At 66.9% G+C, this 16,238-nt stretch carries 12 protein-coding genes; 7 read left to right on the top strand and 5 right to left on the bottom strand.

Annotated features, from left to right (window positions below; all coding sequences use genetic code 11):
- The first annotated feature begins 87 nt into the window (after positions 1 to 87).
- The gene (locus CHB77_RS04845; protein ID WP_089387037.1) at positions 88 to 984 is read left to right on the top strand and encodes a LysR family transcriptional regulator; all 897 of its coding nucleotides are present in this window, start codon (positions 88 to 90) and stop codon (positions 982 to 984) included.
- Positions 985 to 1,031: 47 nt separating this feature from the next.
- Positions 1,032 to 1,214: a hypothetical protein gene (locus tag CHB77_RS04850; protein ID WP_089387038.1), complete on the top strand. Its 183-nt coding sequence runs from the start codon at positions 1,032 to 1,034 to the stop codon at positions 1,212 to 1,214.
- Positions 1,215 to 1,218: 4 nt separating this feature from the next.
- Here CHB77_RS04850 and CHB77_RS04855 read toward each other — a convergent pair whose 3' ends face one another.
- Positions 1,219 to 2,820 (bottom strand): alpha-glucosidase, encoded by a 1,602-nt coding sequence (locus CHB77_RS04855; RefSeq protein ID WP_089387039.1) that lies wholly within the window; start codon positions 2,818 to 2,820, stop codon positions 1,219 to 1,221.
- 122 nt (positions 2,821 to 2,942) lie between these two features.
- Here CHB77_RS04855 and glgB point away from each other — a divergent pair, with 122 nt between their 5' ends.
- From glgB to CHB77_RS04880, 5 genes are all read left to right on the top strand, one after another.
- A complete protein-coding gene (gene glgB, locus CHB77_RS04860; RefSeq protein WP_089387040.1) occupies positions 2,943 to 5,135 on the top strand; it encodes a 1,4-alpha-glucan branching protein GlgB in 2,193 nt (730 codons plus the stop codon).
- Positions 5,136 to 5,137: 2 nt separating this feature from the next.
- Entirely contained in the window at positions 5,138 to 6,394 is a 1,257-nt protein-coding gene (glgC, locus tag CHB77_RS04865; protein WP_089387041.1) for a glucose-1-phosphate adenylyltransferase, read from the top strand.
- Positions 6,391 to 7,818 carry a glycogen synthase GlgA gene (gene glgA, locus CHB77_RS04870; RefSeq protein WP_089387042.1) on the top strand — a complete coding sequence of 476 codons (1,428 nt, stop codon included), beginning with the start codon at positions 6,391 to 6,393 and terminating at the stop codon, positions 7,816 to 7,818. The genes glgC and glgA overlap by 4 nt, the downstream gene beginning before the upstream one ends.
- The gene (gene glgX / locus CHB77_RS04875; protein WP_089387043.1) at positions 7,815 to 9,899 is read left to right on the top strand and encodes a glycogen debranching protein GlgX; all 2,085 of its coding nucleotides are present in this window, start codon (positions 7,815 to 7,817) and stop codon (positions 9,897 to 9,899) included. Before glgA ends, glgX begins: the two co-directional genes overlap by 4 nt.
- A gap of 169 nt (positions 9,900 to 10,068) precedes the next feature.
- On the top strand, positions 10,069 to 12,453 hold the full coding sequence (locus tag CHB77_RS04880) for a glycogen/starch/alpha-glucan phosphorylase (protein WP_089387044.1): 2,385 nt from the start codon (positions 10,069 to 10,071) through the stop codon (positions 12,451 to 12,453).
- A gap of 20 nt (positions 12,454 to 12,473) precedes the next feature.
- On the opposite strand, the gene CHB77_RS04885 is transcribed toward CHB77_RS04880, so the two are convergent.
- The 4 genes from CHB77_RS04885 to osmF are packed head-to-tail and all read right to left on the bottom strand — an operon-like array spanning position 12,474 to position 16,173.
- Positions 12,474 to 13,208: an ABC transporter permease gene (locus CHB77_RS04885; protein WP_089387045.1), complete on the bottom strand. Its 735-nt coding sequence runs from the start codon at positions 13,206 to 13,208 to the stop codon at positions 12,474 to 12,476.
- Complete coding sequence (locus CHB77_RS04890; RefSeq protein WP_089387046.1) at positions 13,205 to 14,125, bottom strand: ABC transporter ATP-binding protein; 921 nt, start codon at positions 14,123 to 14,125, stop codon at positions 13,205 to 13,207. Before CHB77_RS04890 ends, CHB77_RS04885 begins: the two co-directional genes overlap by 4 nt.
- Entirely contained in the window at positions 14,122 to 15,261 is a 1,140-nt protein-coding gene (locus CHB77_RS04895; RefSeq protein ID WP_089387047.1) for an ABC transporter permease, read from the bottom strand. The genes CHB77_RS04890 and CHB77_RS04895 overlap by 4 nt, the downstream gene beginning before the upstream one ends.
- A gap of 6 nt (positions 15,262 to 15,267) precedes the next feature.
- Entirely contained in the window at positions 15,268 to 16,173 is a 906-nt protein-coding gene (osmF, locus tag CHB77_RS04900; RefSeq protein WP_089387048.1) for a glycine betaine ABC transporter substrate-binding protein OsmF, read from the bottom strand.
- Positions 16,174 to 16,238 lie beyond the last annotated feature (65 nt).

Raw genomic sequence — 16,238 nt, forward strand, 5'->3', positions numbered from 1 at the left:
CGCAGATGGGCCGTTCGCGTCACCCGTCTTGCGGGCAATGCGGCGTTCGGTTCTTGCGAACGGCCGGGGGCGGGCTATGCTGCCTGCATGGACTGGTCGATCAGCGACATACGGACGTTCCTGGCGGTGCTGGATGCGGGCAGCATATCCGGCGCCGCGGCGCGGGCGGATCTGTCGAAATCCGTGGTCAGCAAGCGGATCAGCGATTTCGAGGCGGCCCTGGGCGTGGCGCTGTTTGTCCGCCATGCGGGACGGATCGTGCCCACCGACGCCGCGCTGGCGCTGGCCGACCGGCTGCGCCCGGCGCTGGCCGAACTGGTCGCCGCGACCGAGAGCGTGGGCGCCCAAACCGCATTGCGCGGACGGCTGGCCATCGCCGCGCCCATGAGCTTTGGCATCCGCCACCTTGGCCCGGTGATCGCCGGGTTCGCCCGCGCCCATCCGGGACTGGAGATCGTGCTGGATTACGACGACCAGCAGGCCGACCTGGGCCGCGCGGGCTTCGACGTGGGCCTGCGCATCGGCGATCTGAAGGACAGCAGCCTGATGGCGCGACGGCTGTGCGAAGACCCCCGCGTCTTGGTCGCAAGCCCGGATTATCTGGCCGTGCAGGGCGCGGTCGACGGGCCGGACGATCTGGCGCGGCACCGCGCCATCGGCTATCTGCACGCGCGGATGGGGGATCTGTGGCCCTTTGCCGACGTGCCGCCGCCGCCCTTGGGGCGGATTACCGCGAACAACGGCGACGCGATCCGCGATCTGGCCATCGGCGGTCTGGGGCTGGCGCTGCTGCCGTTGTTCATTGTCCACGACGCGCTGCGCGACGGGCGGCTGGTGCGCCTGCTGCCCGACATGGCCCCGCGCCCGCTGCCCATCAGCGTGATCTGGCCGCCGGTCCGGCCGATGCCGCGCAAGACCCGCGCCTTCATCGACCATGTGGCGGCGGCCTTTTCCGAGGCGCCGCCGTGGCAGGCGGGGTTATAAGGGCGGCAAGGAATATCCGAACCAACGAAAAATGCAGGAGTCTACAGATGCTGGTTGATCCGAATGCCCCATTCTTCCGGCATCTGTGGGTGCGCATCCTGTGCGTGGTCGTCCCGCTGGCCTGGGCGGGGGTCGAGCTTTATACCGGCAGCCCCTTTTGGGCGCTGTTGTCGGGGGCCGCCGGGATTTATCTGGCGTTCGAACTGTTCGTGCGGCGCAGGCCGGACTGAGAGGTCAGGCGGACAGGCCGACCGCGCCCTTCAGCCACGCGAAGCCGTTGGCCGGCAGGTCCAGCACCTTGCCCGACAGCGTTGCCCGTGACGGGCCGACCAGATCCGTACTCTCCGAGAGGGTCAGGGTCGCAGGAACCGTGGACAGGTTGAAGACGCAGGTCGTCGCCTCCTCTTCCAGGCGGCGATGGAAGGCTAGGATCGGTTCGGGCAGATCGATGAACGAGGTCTCGCCCCAGCGCAGGGCCGCCTGCGCCTTGCGGAACGCAATGGTGGCGCGATAGGCCGACAGAACGCTGTCGTTGTCGGCCTGCTGGCCCGCCACGGCCCGCGCGGCCTGCGGCGCCTTGACCGGCAGCCAGGGCCTTGCGTCGGAAAATCCCGCATTGGCGCTGTCGTCCCAGACCATCGGCGTGCGGCACCCGTCGCGGCCCTTGACCTCGGGCCAGAAGCGCAGGGCCGGAGGATCGGTCAGTTCGGAATACTCCAGTTCGGTTTCGGTCTGGCCCAGCTCCTCGCCCTGATACAGGCAGATGGTGCCGGGAAAGGACAGCAGCATGGCGACCGCCTGCCGGGCGATGGATTCGGGCGATTCCGCATGGGGCATCCAGCGGGTGACGTGGCGGAACACGTCGTGGTTGGAAAACGACCAGCAGGCATGGCCGTCGGGTGCGCCGTTGTGGACCCCTTCGATGGTGTGGCGGAAATGGCGAGCGGTGAAGTCCGCGCTCAGCATCTCGAAGCTGTAGCACATGTGCAGCCGGTCGCTGCCCGCCGTGTATTCCGCCATGATGCGGATCGAGGTGTCGCCGCCATCGCCCACCTCGCCCACCATCATGCGGGCGTCGTATTCGTCGGTCAGGCGCCGCATCCGTTTCAGGAAGGCGATGTTTTCGGGCCGGTTCTTGGAATAGATGTGGCGCTGATAACCATAGGTGTCCGGTCCCGTGTGGTCGGGATTGGGCGGGTTGCTGCGCAGCCGCGTGTCGTGGAAGTAATAGTTCACGGTGTCCAACCGGAATCCGTCCACGCCGCGTTCCAGCCAGAAGCGCATCGAATCCAGCAGCGCGTCCTGAACGTCGCGGTTCCACAGGTTCAGGTCGGGCTGTTCGATCAGGAAATTGTGCAGGTAATACTGGCGCCGCTGCGGCTCCCACTCCCATGCCGGGCCGCCAAAGACCGAGGGCCAATTGTTGGGCGGCGTGCCGTCCGGGTTCGGGTCGGCCCAGACATACCAGTCGGCGCGGTCGTTGTCGCGATTCCTGCGGCTTTCCGCGAACCAGGGGTGCAGGTCGCTGGAATGGCTGATGACCTGGTCGATGATGACCTTCAGCCCCAGATCATGGGCGCGGGCGACAAGCGCGTCGAAATCGGCCAGGGTGCCGAACAGCGGGTCGATGTCGCAGTAATCGCTGACATCATAACCCATGTCCTTTTGCGGCGAGGTGAAGATCGGCGACAGCCAGATCGCATCCACCCCCAGCGACGCCACATGGTCCAGCCGCCGGGTGATGCCGGGCAGGTCGCCGATGCCGTCGCCATCGCTGTCCTGAAAGCTGCGGGGATAGATCTGATAGATCACCGCGTCGCGCCACCATTCGGTCATTCGGCTCTCCTGTGAAGTTTTGGCCATCGCTGCGATCAAACACCACCGGCGTGGCACCGGAAAGGCGGTTTCGGCGTTAGAACACCGATTGCCCCGATTTGCGGACGGGTTAAGGTGGGTTCATGGGACAGATGCCGGGGATCGCACAGTTGACGAACGACGACATCGCCGCCCTGTCGGGGGGGCGCTGCGGCCGTCCGTTCGATCTGCTGGGTCCGCACGACGGCTGGCTGACCGTTTATCACCCCGACGTGGCCGCCTTATCCGCCGTGACCGGGAATGGCGATGTGCTGCTGGACCGGGTGTCGGGCGACCTGTTCCGGGGCAGGGTCGACGGGCCTTATCGGTTGAAGGCGCGGTCCGGGGGCGGGGTCGAATGGGTATTCGATGATCCTTACCGCTTTGGTCCCGTTCTGGGCGAGGTCGATCTGCACCTGCTGGGCGAAGGCACGCACCGCCGGCTGTGGCAGGCGCTTGGCGCCCATGTCATGACCCACGAAGGCGTGGCGGGAACGCATTTCGCGGTTTGGGCGCCCAATGCCCGGCGGGTGTCGGTGGTGGGTCCGTTCAATTCCTGGGACGGGCGGCGCCACCCGATGCGCCGCATCGGCGGCAGCGACGTGTGGGAGATTTTCCTGCCGGGCGTGGCCGAAGGGACGCTTTACAAATACGAGATCCTGGGGGCCGACGACGGGCTGCTGATGAAGGCCGATCCGGTGGGCTTCGGCAGCCAGCATCCCCCCGAAAAGGCCAGCGTGGTGCGCGATATTTCCGGTTTCGGCTGGAAGGACGGCGACTGGATGGCGGGCCGCGCGGACGCGCAGGACCGCCGGGCGCCGATCAGCATCTACGAGGTGCATCTGGGATCCTGGCGCCGCCGGCTGGATCAGGGCGGGCGGCCGCTGTCCTACAAGGAACTGGCGCGCGATCTGGTGGCCTATGCGGTGGACATGGGCTTCACGCATCTGGAACTGCTGCCGGTCAGCGAGTTTCCGTTCGACGGATCCTGGGGATACCAGCCGGTCGGGATGTATGCGCCGACCATCCGCTTTGGCCCCCCGCACGAATTCCGCGATCTGGTCGAGGCCGCGCACGAGGCGGGCCTGGGCATCCTGCTGGACTGGGTGCCCGGCCATTTCCCGACCGATGCGCATGGTCTGGCCCGGTTCGACGGCACCGCGCTGTATGAACATGCCGACCCGCGCGAGGGGTTCCATCAGGACTGGAACACCCTGATCTACAACTATGGCCGGACCGAGGTCCGCAACTATCTGATTGCCAATGCCCTGTACTGGCTTGAGGAATACCATATCGACGGGCTGCGCGTGGATGCCGTGGCGTCCATGTTGTACCGCGATTATTCGCGAAGCGAAGGCCAGTGGATCCCCAACAGGCATGGCGGGCGGGAGAATCTGGAGGCCATCGATTTCCTGAAGGACATGAACGTCGCCGCCTATGCGGGATCCCCCGGCATCATGACCGTGGCCGAGGAAAGCACGTCGTTTCCCAAGGTGTCGGCCCCGGTCGATGCGGGGGGCCTGGGGTTCGGGTTCAAGTGGAACATGGGCTGGATGAACGACACGCTGCGCTACATGAGCCGCGATCCGGTGCACCGGCGCTATCACCACGACCTGATGACCTTCGGGCTGATGTACGCGTTTTCGGAAAATTTCATCCTGCCGATCAGCCACGACGAGGTCGTGCACGGCAAGGGGTCGATGCTGCGCAAGATGCCCGGCGACGAATGGCAGCAGTTCGCGAACCTGCGCGCCTATTACGGCTTCATGTGGGGCCATCCGGGCAAGAAGCTGCTGTTCATGGGCTGCGAATGGGGCCAGCCCGAGGAATGGAACCACAACGGCGAGTTGAACTGGCCCGCCGCCGCCCAGCCTCGGCATCAAGGCGTGCAGGCGCTGGTGCGCGACCTGAACCGGCTTTACCGCGCGACCCCCGCGCTGCACCGCAAGGATGCCGAGCCGGAGGGGTTCCAGTGGGTCGCCACCGATCCGGCGCAATCGACCTATGTCTGGATCCGCCGGGGCGATGCGGGGGATCCGCCGGTCGTGGTGGCCTGCAACTTCACGCCCGTGCCGCGCCCGGATTTCCGCATCGGCGTGCCGCGGGCGGGCCATTGGCGCGAGGCGATCAATACGGACGCCCCGCTTTATGGCGGCAGCGGCATGGGCAACCTGGGGGGTGTGCAGGCCGATGGGACCGCGCAGGACGGCCAGCCCGCATCCATGGCGATCGTGCTGCCGCCCCTGTCGGTGGTGATCTTCGTCGCAGGCGACAGTGATAAGGGGGAGGATGTTTGACCATGGCCGAAATCAGATTGACGCGGCGCGCGATGGCCTTTGTGCTGGCCGGCGGACGGGGCAGCCGTCTGAGGGAACTGACCGACCGCCGGGTGAAACCGGCCGTCTATTTCGGCGGCAAGGCCCGCATCATCGACTTCGCGCTGTCGAACGCGATGAATTCCGGCATTCGCAAGATCGCCATCGCCACGCAATACAAGGCCCACAGCCTGATCCGCCACGTGCAGCGGGGCTGGAACTTCTTTCGCGCCGAACGCAACGAATTCATGGACATCCTGCCTGCCAGCCAGCGGTACGACGAATCCATGTGGTATCGCGGCACGGCCGACGCGGTGGCCCAGAACATCGACATCGTGGACAGCTATGACGTCGATTACATCATCATCCTGGCGGGCGATCACATCTACAAGATGGATTACGAGGTGATGCTGCGCGAACATTGCGAAAACCAGGCCGACGTGACCATCGGCTGCCTGACCGTCCCGCGGATGGAGGCCGTGGCCTTCGGCGTGATGGCGGTGGACGACGCGGGGCGCATCACCTCGTTTCTGGAAAAACCCGCCGATCCGCCGGGAATGCCCGACGATCCCGACAGCGCGCTGGCGTCCATGGGGATCTATGTGTTCAACTGGCCGTTCCTGCGCGACCTTTTGCAAAAGGATGCGGAAGATCCAAATTCCAGCCACGATTTCGGCAACGACCTGATCCCCGACATCGTGAAGAACGGCAAGGCCATGGCGCATCGCTTCGACGTGTCCTGCGTACGCGCGCCCGGCGCCCCCGCCTATTGGAAGGACGTGGGGACCGTCGACGCCTTCTGGCAGGCCAATATCGACCTGACGAATTTCACGCCCGAACTGAACCTGTGGGACCGCGACTGGCCGATCTGGACCTATTCCGAAAGCGTGCCGCCCGCGAAATTCATCCATGACGAGGCCGACCGGCGCGGCATCGCCGTGTCGTCGATGGTGTCGGGCGGCTGCATCATCTCGGGGACCGAGGTGCGCAATTCGCTGCTGTTCACGCAGGTCCACACCAACAGCTTCGCGTCGCTGGATCATGTGGTGGCGCTGCCCTATGTCACCGTGCAGCGGCGCGCGCGGCTGACGCGGGTGGTCATCGACCGCGGGGTGGTCATTCCCGAAGGCCTGGTCGTGGGCGAGGATCCGGCCGAAGACGGGCGGTGGTTCCGCGTCAGCGACGGGGGCATCACCCTGATTACCCAGGACATGCTGGACAGGCGGGCGGAAAGCCTGTGATCCGGGTTCTGTCGGTCGCCTCGGAATGCGCGCCGCTGGTCAAGACCGGCGGGCTGGCCGACGTGGCCGGCGCGCTGCCCGCCGCGCTGCGCCCCGAAGGGGTGGACATGCGCACCCTGCTGCCCGGCTATCCCGCAGTGATGTCGGCCTTGCGGGACGGGGCCGAGATTGGGCGCTTTGACGACCTGTTCGGCAGCCCGGCGCGGCTGCTGGCGGGGCAGGCGGCGGGGCTGGATCTGCTGGTGATCGACGCGCCGCATCTGTTCGGGCGGGCGGGCAATCCCTATCTGGGACCGGACGGGCGCGACTGGCCGGACAACCCCGAACGCTTTGCCGCCCTGTCCTGGGTCGGCGCGCATGTGGGCGTCCACGGCGCGGGCGGCTGGCAGCCGCAGGTGCTGCATGGCCACGACTGGCAGGCGGGGTTCGTCACCGAATACCTGCGCCAGATGGGCGGCGGCCCGGCCACGGTGCTGACGGTCCACAACATCGCCTTTACGGGCGCGACCGCGGCCTGGCGGATGCATTCCCTGCGCCTGGATCCGGGGCGTTTCACGGTCGATGGCTATGAATACTGGGGCGGCATTTCCGCGCTGAAGGCGGGGCTGATGGGCGCCGATGCGCTGACCACCGTGTCGCCCACCTATGCCGAGGAACTGATGACCCCCGAATTCGGCATGGGCCTGGACGGGGTGATGCGGCATCGCCGCGAATCGCTGACCGGCATTCTGAACGGCATCGATACAGATGCCTGGAACCCCGCCGCCGATCCGGCGGTCCGGCCCTATCGCGACCTTGATGGCAAGGCCGCCAACACCGCCGCCCTGCGGGCCGAGATGGGCCTGCCCGACGCGGACGGTCCGCTGTGCGTGATCGTGTCGCGGATGACGCATCAGAAGGGACTGGATCTGGTGCTGGAGGCGTTGCCCGCATTGCTGGATCACGGCGGACGACTAGCCCTGCTGGGTTCGGGCGATCCGACGCTGGAATACGCGTTCCGCACCTTGGGCGAACAGAATCCGCATGTCGCCGTCCGCATCGGCTATGACGAGGGATTGTCCCACCGGCTGATTGCCGGGGGCGATGCGATCTTGGTGCCGTCTCGGTTCGAACCCTGCGGCCTCACGCAGATGTACGGGCTGCGATACGGCACGATCCCCGTGGTCGGGCTGACCGGCGGGCTGGCCGACACGGTCATCAACGCATCCCCCGCGGCGCTGGCGCAGGGCGTGGCCACCGGCCTGCAATTCTCTCCGGTGACGGCGGATGCGCTGCGCGGCGCGCTGGTCCGGCTGTGCCTGCTTTACAGGGACCGGGAAACGTGGTCCCGGCTGGTGGCGAACGCGATGGCCCAGCCCGTGGGCTGGGACCAGTCGGCGCGGGCCTATGCCGCGCTTTATGCAAGGCTGACGGCGGAACCATGAACCACACGATCACGGCGGGGCATCCCTTCCCGCTTGGCGCCTCGTTCGACGGGGGCGGGGTGAACTTCGCGATCTTTTCCCAACACGCCGATCAGGTGGTGCTGTGCCTGTTCGACGGCAAGCACCGCGAAACCCGGATTCCCCTGCCGGAACGCGACGGGCACATCTGGCACGGCTACATCGCCGGGCTGGCGCCGGGACAGCAGTATGGATACCGGGTCCACGGCCCCTATCGTCCACGCGACGGGCACCGCTTCAACCCCAACAAGCTGCTAATCGACCCTTATGCGAAACGCCTGACCGGCGGACCGCGCAACCATGACGCGCTGTTCGGATACCGCGCGGGCCATCACGATGGCGACCTGTCCTTTGACCGCCGCGACAGCGCCGCGCACATGCCGCGCTGCGTGGTGGTGGATCCGGCCTTCAGCTGGGGCGACGACCGCCCCCTGCGCCGCCCCCTGACGGAAACCGTCATCTACGAGGCGCATGTCAAAGGCCTGACCATGCTGCACCCGGACGTGCGGCACCCCGGCACCTGGCTGGCCATGGCGTCCGATCCGATCCTGGACCACCTGAACGGCCTGGGCGTCACGGCGGTCGAACTGCTGCCGGCCCAGGCCTTTGCCGACGACCGGTTTCTGACCGACCGGGGGATGACGAATTACTGGGGCTACATGTCCTATGGCTTTTTCGCGCCCGAACCGCGCTACATGCGCGACGGCGACATCGCCGAATTCCAGCAGATGGTGGCTCGGTTCCATCAGGCCGGTATCGAGGTGATCCTGGACGTGGTCTACAACCACACGGCCGAGGGGAACGAGCTTGGCCCCACCCTGTCGTTCCGCGGCATCGACAACGCCGCCTATTACCGGCTGGCGGACGACCGGCGGTTCTATGTCAACGACGCCGGCACCGGCAACGTCCTGAATCTGGACAGCCCCTTTGCGCTGCGGCTGGTGATGGACAGCCTGCGCTATTGGGTCGAGGCGATGCATGTGGACGGCTTCCGCTTCGACCTGTGTTCGGCGCTGGGACGCACGCGGGGGATGTTCGACCGCGATGCGCCGCTGTTCCGCGCGATCCGCCAGGATCCGGTCCTGAACCGCGTCAAGCTGATCGCCGAGCCGTGGGACATCGGGCCGGGCGGCTATCAGCTGGGCGCATACCCCGCGCCGTTCTGCGAATGGAACGACAAGTTCCGCGACCGGGTTCGCGGCTTCTGGCGGGGCGAGGGGGGGACGGTTGCCACCCTGGCCAAGCGCATCGCCGGATCGGCGGCGCGGTTCGACCACGACGGGCGCGCGGCCACGTCGTCGGTCAACTTCATCGCGGCCCATGACGGCTTCACGCTGATGGACACCGTCAGCTTCCAGCAAAAGCACAACGAGGCCAACGGCGAGGAAAACCGTGACGGCCACAACCACAACCTGTCCGACAACATGGGCGTCGAAGGCCCGACCGATGATCCCGCGATCCGCGACCGCCGCGACCGCCGCCGCCGCAACCTGATGGCGACCCTGCTGCTGAGCCAGGGCACGCCCATGATGCTGGCGGGCGACGAGCTGGGCAATTCGCAGGGGGGCAACAACAACGCCTATTGCCAGGACAATCCCCTGGGCTGGGTCGATTGGGACGGGGCCGATCCGGCCTTTCTGGAGTTCTGCCGCCAGGCGGTCGCGTTCCGCAAGGCGCATCCGATCCTGCGCCAGCGCCGGTTCCTGCACAGCCAGCCGCGCGAACAGGATGGGCTGCCCGACCTGTTCTGGCGCCGCGCCGACGGGGCGCCGATGACGCCCGAGGACTGGGTTGATCCCGAATTGCGCCTGCTGGCCGCCGAAATGCGCATGGCGTCCGGCACGCCCTCCTATGCCGCTTTGCCGGGCGCGATCTTTCTGGTGTTCAACAACGGTCCCGATGCGACCGTGCGCCTGCCCGACCCCACGCAGGGCGGCCATTGGCGCCGACGCCTGGACAGCGCCGGCGATACCGTTCCCGATCAAAGGGCGGGCAAGGCCGAACGGATCGCCGCGGAAAGCGTGGTGGCCTTTGTCCTGTGCGGCCTGCCGGCCGATACCTGACCGCCCGCCGACGAATCGGGCAGTCGCCGAACGCGGGCCAGCCGGATCAGGCCGGGACTTTTCAATGGCCTGGAAAGCTGGCAACAAAAATTAAACGCCTGACCGGTAGAATGGCTGTCCGGCGGCGTTCTGTCATGATTGCCGATTCCCTTTTGCAAGAGGTCCGATCTTGAGAAACACCCCCACGGCCCTGGCCCTGCGCGATCAGATCCTGCACCACCTGACCCACAGCCAGGGCCGCGGGGCGGAATTCGCGACGCCCTTCGACTGGCGGCTTGCGGTCAGCTATACCGTGCGCGATCTGATGGCGGGAACCTGGGTCAATGCCTTTCGCGCCGCGCGCGACCAGGGGGCCAAGCGGGTCTATTACCTGTCGATGGAATTCCTGATCGGCCGCATCCTGGACGACGCCATCATCAACCTGCGGCTGGAAAAGCCCATGGACGAGGCGTTGCGGATGCTGGGCCTGGACCGCCAGGAAATCCTGGACGACGAACCCGACGCGGCCTTGGGCAATGGCGGCCTGGGACGGTTGGCGGCCTGTTTCATGGAATCGCTGTCATCGCTGAACTGCCCGGCCTTCGGCTATGGGATCCGTTATGAACACGGGCTGTTCCGCCAGCGGTTCGAAGGCGGCCAGCAGGTCGAGACGCCCGAGGACTGGCTGAACCAGCCCCATCCGTGGGAATTCGTCAAGATCGACTACAGCTATACCGTGGGGTTCAAGGGGCATGTGGAAACGGTGGACGGCCGCGCCGTCTGGCGTCCGGGCGAAAGCGTGATCGCGCGGGCCTATGACACGCCGGTGATCGGCTGGGGCGGACACTGGGCCAACACGCTGCGCCTGTGGGGGGCGCATCCGACCACGCTGCTGGATCTGCACCGCTTCAACGCGGGCGACCACACGGCCGCCGCCGAACCCGAGGCCTTGGCCCGCACCCTGTCGCGCGTCCTGTATCCCGACGACACCACGGGATCGGGCAAGGAACTGCGCTTGAAGCAGGAATATTTCCTGACCTCGGCCTCGTTGCAGGACATCCTGCGGCGCTTTCTGTCAGAGCATGGCGACCTGAAGCGGCTGCCCGACAAGGTGGCGATCCAGCTGAACGACACCCACCCGGCCATCGCCGGGCCGGAACTGATCCGCTTGCTGATGGACGACCACGGCCTGCCCTTCGACCAGGCCCGCGATCTGGCACGGGGCACGCTGAACTATACCAACCACACCCTCATGCCCGAGGCACTGGAACGCTGGTCCACCTGGCTGATGGGCGGCGTGCTGCCGCGCCACATGCAGATCATCCAGATGATCGACGACGACCACCGCGCCAGCAGCGGCCGGGCGGGGCATGTCTCGATCATCCAGCACGACCAGGTGCAGATGGGCGAACTGGCCTTCATCATGGCCGGCAAGGTCAACGGCGTGTCCGCGCTGCACACCGAACTGGTCAAGGACACGGTGTTTGCCGACCTGCACCGGCTGCATCCCGACCGGATCGTGAACCAGACCAACGGCGTCACCCCGCGCCGCTGGCTGCGCATGTCCAATCCCGGCCTGGCGCAACTGCTGGACGACACCATCGGCGAGGGATGGACCACCGACCTGGACCGGCTGCGCGATCTGGAACCCCATGCCGGGGACGCCGCCTTTCGTCAGGCCTTGGGCGGGATCAAGCGTGCCAACAAGGTCTGGCTGTCGGACGGCCTGCTGGCCGGGCTTGGGGTCAAGGCCGATCCCGATGCGATCTTTGACGTTCAGGTCAAGCGCATTCACGAATACAAGCGCCAGCTTCTGAACATCCTGGAAGCCATCGCCCTGTGGCAGCGCATCCACGACGACCCGAACGGCGACTGGACGCCGCGCATCAAGATCTTCGGCGGCAAGGCCGCGCCCGCATACTGGCTGGCGAAATCGGTGATCCACCTCATCAACGACGTGGCGGCGGCCATCAACAGCGACCCCGTGACGTCGAAATACCTGCAAATCGCGTATCCGCCGAACTACAACGTGTCCATGGCCGAGGATCTGATCCCCGCGGCCGACCTGTCCGAACAGATCAGCACGGCGGGAAAAGAGGCCTCGGGCACCGGCAACATGAAGTTCACGATGAACGGCGCCCTGACCATCGGCACGCTGGACGGCGCGAACGTGGAAATCCGCGACCTGGTGGGACCGGAGAACTTTTTCCTGTTCGGCCTGACGGCGGCCGAGGCCGCGGCCGAGGCCGCCACCCCGGGCCATGCCCGCCGTGCGATCCAGAAAAGCGAAAATCTGAAAGCCGCGCTGCAACTGATCGCCGAAGGCCGCTTTGGCCAGGCTGACAGCTATTACTCGCTGCTGGACCGCACCTGGAACGACGATCCTTTTCTGGTGGCCAGCGATTTCGACGATTATTTTGACACGCAGCGCAGGGTGGATGCCGTTTATCGCGACAGTGCCCGATGGGACCGGATGGCGTGCCTGAACATCGCGCGGTCGGGGTTCTTTTCGTCGGACCGGACGATCCGGGGCTATATGGCCGACATCTGGCATGTGCTGCCCGTCGCCATCTGACGCGGCCAGGGGGGCGGGATCTAGCCCTGTCCGGTGCGGCGGCGGACACGCGCCTCGGCTGCCTGGAATCCGTGATGGATCAGCACCGCCAGAATGCCGACCACCAGCCCGCCTTGCAGCACGAAAGCGGTGTTGGATGACAGAAGGCCCGCGATGATGACCTCGCCCAGGGTGCGGGCCGCGACGGTCGATCCAATGGTCGCCGTCCCCAGAGAGATCACCGCCGTCAGCCGCATCCCCGCCAGCACCAGGGGCAGGGCCAGCGGCAGATCCACCTGCCACAGCCGCTGCGCGGGGGTCAGGCCCATGCCGCGCGCGGCTTCGGCCACATGGGGCGGCTGGGAAGTCAGTCCCGCCAGGGCGTTTTCGAACACGGGCAGCAGACCGTAAAGAAACAGCGCCACCAGCGTCGGTCCGGTCCCGAAACCCATCAGCGGCACGGCCAGGGCCAGCACCGCGACGGGTGGAAAGGTCTGGCCCACGGCTGTGACCGTGCGCGCCAGCGGCAGGAATTCGCGCCCCGCCGGGCGCGTCACAAGCACGGCCAGCACCAGCCCCGCGACCGTCGAGGCCGCCACGGCCGCCGCCACGATGGCCAGATGGGACAGCGTCAGGGACAGAAGGCTGGTCTGGGTATAGATCGCGGGCGCATCGTTGCGCGTCAGCGGCTGGAACAGCGGCGCGAAAACCTCGGGCGCGGCCAGAAAGGCCAGAAGGAACAGCAACGCCAGCCCCAGCAGGATCCGTCCCGTCATCGGGGACGGGCCTGCGCCCGCAGGACATCCAGCGTCACCAGGCCTCCGCCTTGGACCGGCAGGGCGTCGCGCCCGCTCCACAGGCATTCGGCCAGGGCGTCGCGCAGGCTGGCATCGGGGGAAATCGCGGGGCCGGGGGCGGTGCCCCGGATCGCAACCGCTTCTACCGGGGTCAGCGACAGCAGGCGCAATGCGCGGTCCGCCGTGCCGATCAGGTCGTGCACAAAGGGCGTCGCGGGCTTGGTCAGGATCCGGGCGGGCGTGTCGTATTGCAGCAAGCGGCCCGCGTCCATCACCGCGATACGGTCGCCCAGCGATACGGCCTCGGCCATGTCATGGGTCACGAGGATCAGCGTCGTGCCCAGGCGGCGCTGGATGTCCTTCAGATCCGCCTGCGCCTTGGCCCGGATCACCGGATCCAGGGCGCCAAAGGGTTCGTCCATCAGCAGCAGGTCGGGTTTGGCCGCCAGGGCGCGGGCCACGCCCACCCTTTGCGCCTGCCCACCCGACAACTGATGCGGCATCCGGTCGCGGAACTGCGCGGGATCCAGTTGGAACAGGACCAGCAGTTCGTCCACGCGCGCGTCGATCCGCGCGCGGGACCAGCCCAGAAGGCGCGGCACCGTGGCGATGTTCCGGGCCACCGTCCGGTGCGGAAACAGGCCGTGCCCCTGGATGGCGTAACCGATCCGGCGCCGCAGAAGATGGGCGGGCAGGGTCGCGCTATCCACCCCCTCGATCAGCACCCGGCCCGCCGAAGGTTCGACCAGCCGGTTAATCATCCGCAAAAGCGTCGTCTTCCCCGACCCCGACGTGCCGACCAGCACCGCCAGCTCGCCCGTTCCGACCGTCAGGTTGACATCATCGACGACCGCGACACCGCCATAAAGGCGCGACAGGTTCTGGATTTCGATCACGACGCGGTCCTTTTGCTTGCCTGGACCAGCAGATCCAGCGCGATGCCCGCGACCAGGGCCAGGGCGATGGTCGGCAGCGTCCCCAGCAGGACCAGATCCATGGCGGTCTGGTTCAATCCCTGAAAGACGAAGGTGCCGAACCCGCCCCCGCCGATCAGCCCGGCGATGACCGCCAGGCCGATGTTCTGGACTAGCACGATCCTGACCGCCGCCAGCAGCACCGGCAACGCCAGCGGGATCAGCACCTGCGCCAGAACCTGCGCACGGGTCATGCCCAGACCTGCGGCGGCCTCGCGGGTGGCCGCGGGAACGCCGGTCAGGCCGGCCAGCGTGTTCGACACGACCGGCAGCAGCGAATACAGGAACAGGGCCACAAGCGCCGGAAAGGCGCCGATGCCCGACACGCCCCATTGCGCGGCGGCGGGCAGGGTGGCCGCGATCCATCCGAAGATCGGGATCATGATCCCGAACAGTGCCAGCGACGGAATGGTTTGCAGGATGTTCAGCGCCCCCAGCACCGGGCCGCGCCAGCGCGGCGCCTGAAAGATCGCGATCCCCAGCGGGATTCCCGCCAGCAGCGCCAGTCCCAGCGACCCGAAGGCCAGCGTCAGGTGGGCTTGCGCTTCGCGCAGGAACAGGTCGCGGCGCGCATCGTATTCCCGCATCACCGACACGCCGTCCAATGCGCCCGATCCCAGCAGCGCCGCGACCAGCACCAGGGTTCCCACCAGCATCAGCCACCGCATCGACAGCCTTGGCCGCAGCCGGGTCACGGCATCGGCCATAATCAGCCCGAATGCGAGAAGCAGCATCCAGAAGCCCGATCCGGGCGAAACCCGCGCCAGGGTGTTTCCGTCCGGCACCAGATGTCTTGCCGCGGCGCCCAACGACAGCGCGGCGCAGGCCAAGCCGCCTACCGCCGCGATGAGACGCAGCGTGGCGGGCCAACCGGGCAAAGGCCCGGCGATCAGGACGATGCCCAGGATGACCAGGATCGGAAGACCCCAGGGCAGCCCCGCGAAACCGACCTCATTGCCGGGAACGATGCGGTTTGCCTTGAACTGCACCAGGGGCAGCGCCAGGCCGGCCAGCCCGATCAGCGCGAACAGGATCGCGGGACGGGACAGCCGCGCCACAGCGCGTCAGTCCAGAAAGCCCGCTTGGGTCAGGTAATCCTGGGCCACGGCCGCCGCGGGTTCGCCCCCGACCTGGATGCGCCCATTCAGCGTTTGCAGGGTTTGCAGCGTCAAGGTGGCAAAGATCGGCTCGAGCACCTCGGCGATCTGCGGATGCGCCTCAAGCACCTTGGCCCGGACGATGGGGGCGGGCTGATAGACGGGCTGGACGGCCTTGTCATCCTCCATCACCAGCAACCCGGCCTCGGCGATCGCGCCGTCGGTGCCATAGACCATGGCAGCGTTGACCCCCGAAGTCTGCTGCGCCGCCGCCGCGATGGTCGCGGCCGTGTCGCCGCCCGCAAGCTGGACCAGCTGGTCGGGTGTCAGTGCAAAGCCATAGGTGTCCTGGAACGCAGGCAGGGCAGCGGGCGAGGTCACGAATTCGCTGGAGGCTGCAAGCTTGACCGGACCGCCTCCCGCGATCCACTCGCCCATCTGGGACATGGTGGTCAGGCCGTTTTCCTCGGCCAGGTCCTGACGCAGGGCGATGGCCCAGGTGTTGTTGGCGGGCGCTGGGGTCAGCCAGACGATATCGTTCTGCGCCTTGTCCAGTTCGGCCACGCGGGCATAGCCCTGGGCCGCGTCCTTCCACACGTCGCTGTCGCCTTCGTTGAAGAAGAAGGCGCCGTTGGCGGTGTATTCGGGATAGACGTCGATCTGGCCCGCGATGATGGCGTCGCGCATGATCGGTGTGCCGCCCAGTTGCAGCCGATCCCGCACCGGCAGCCCGGCATCCCGCAGCGCCAGCAGGATCATGTTGCCCAGCAATCCGCCCTCGGTGTCGATTTTCGAGGACACCACGATATCCTGCGCGGCCAGAGGCGTCGCCGCCAGCATCAGGACGGCGGCAAACGGGGCGAAACGGGGCATCGATAAACTCCTGCAACGAAAAGGGGCCAAGGCAAGACGCCCCGGTCCCTGAAAGGTTCCTCGCC

It is taken from the genome of Paracoccus sediminis, assembly GCF_900188295.1.
GTDB classification, from domain to species: Bacteria; Pseudomonadota; Alphaproteobacteria; order Rhodobacterales; family Rhodobacteraceae; genus Paracoccus; species Paracoccus sediminis.

Coding starts and splice junctions, on each gene's coding strand:
- CHB77_RS04845 (WP_089387037.1), top strand. CDS start 88: ATGGACTGGTCGATCAGCGACATACGGACGTTCCTGGCGGTGCTGGAT.
- CHB77_RS04850 (WP_089387038.1), top strand. CDS start 1,032: ATGCTGGTTGATCCGAATGCCCCATTCTTCCGGCATCTGTGGGTGCGC.
- CHB77_RS04855 (WP_089387039.1), bottom strand. CDS start 2,820: ATGACCGAATGGTGGCGCGACGCGGTGATCTATCAGATCTATCCCCGC.
- glgB (WP_089387040.1), top strand. CDS start 2,943: ATGGGACAGATGCCGGGGATCGCACAGTTGACGAACGACGACATCGCC.
- glgC (WP_089387041.1), top strand. CDS start 5,138: ATGGCCGAAATCAGATTGACGCGGCGCGCGATGGCCTTTGTGCTGGCC.
- glgX (WP_089387043.1), top strand. CDS start 7,815: ATGAACCACACGATCACGGCGGGGCATCCCTTCCCGCTTGGCGCCTCG.
- CHB77_RS04885 (WP_089387045.1), bottom strand. CDS start 13,208: ATGACGGGACGGATCCTGCTGGGGCTGGCGTTGCTGTTCCTTCTGGCC.
- osmF (WP_089387048.1), bottom strand. CDS start 16,173: ATGCCCCGTTTCGCCCCGTTTGCCGCCGTCCTGATGCTGGCGGCGACG.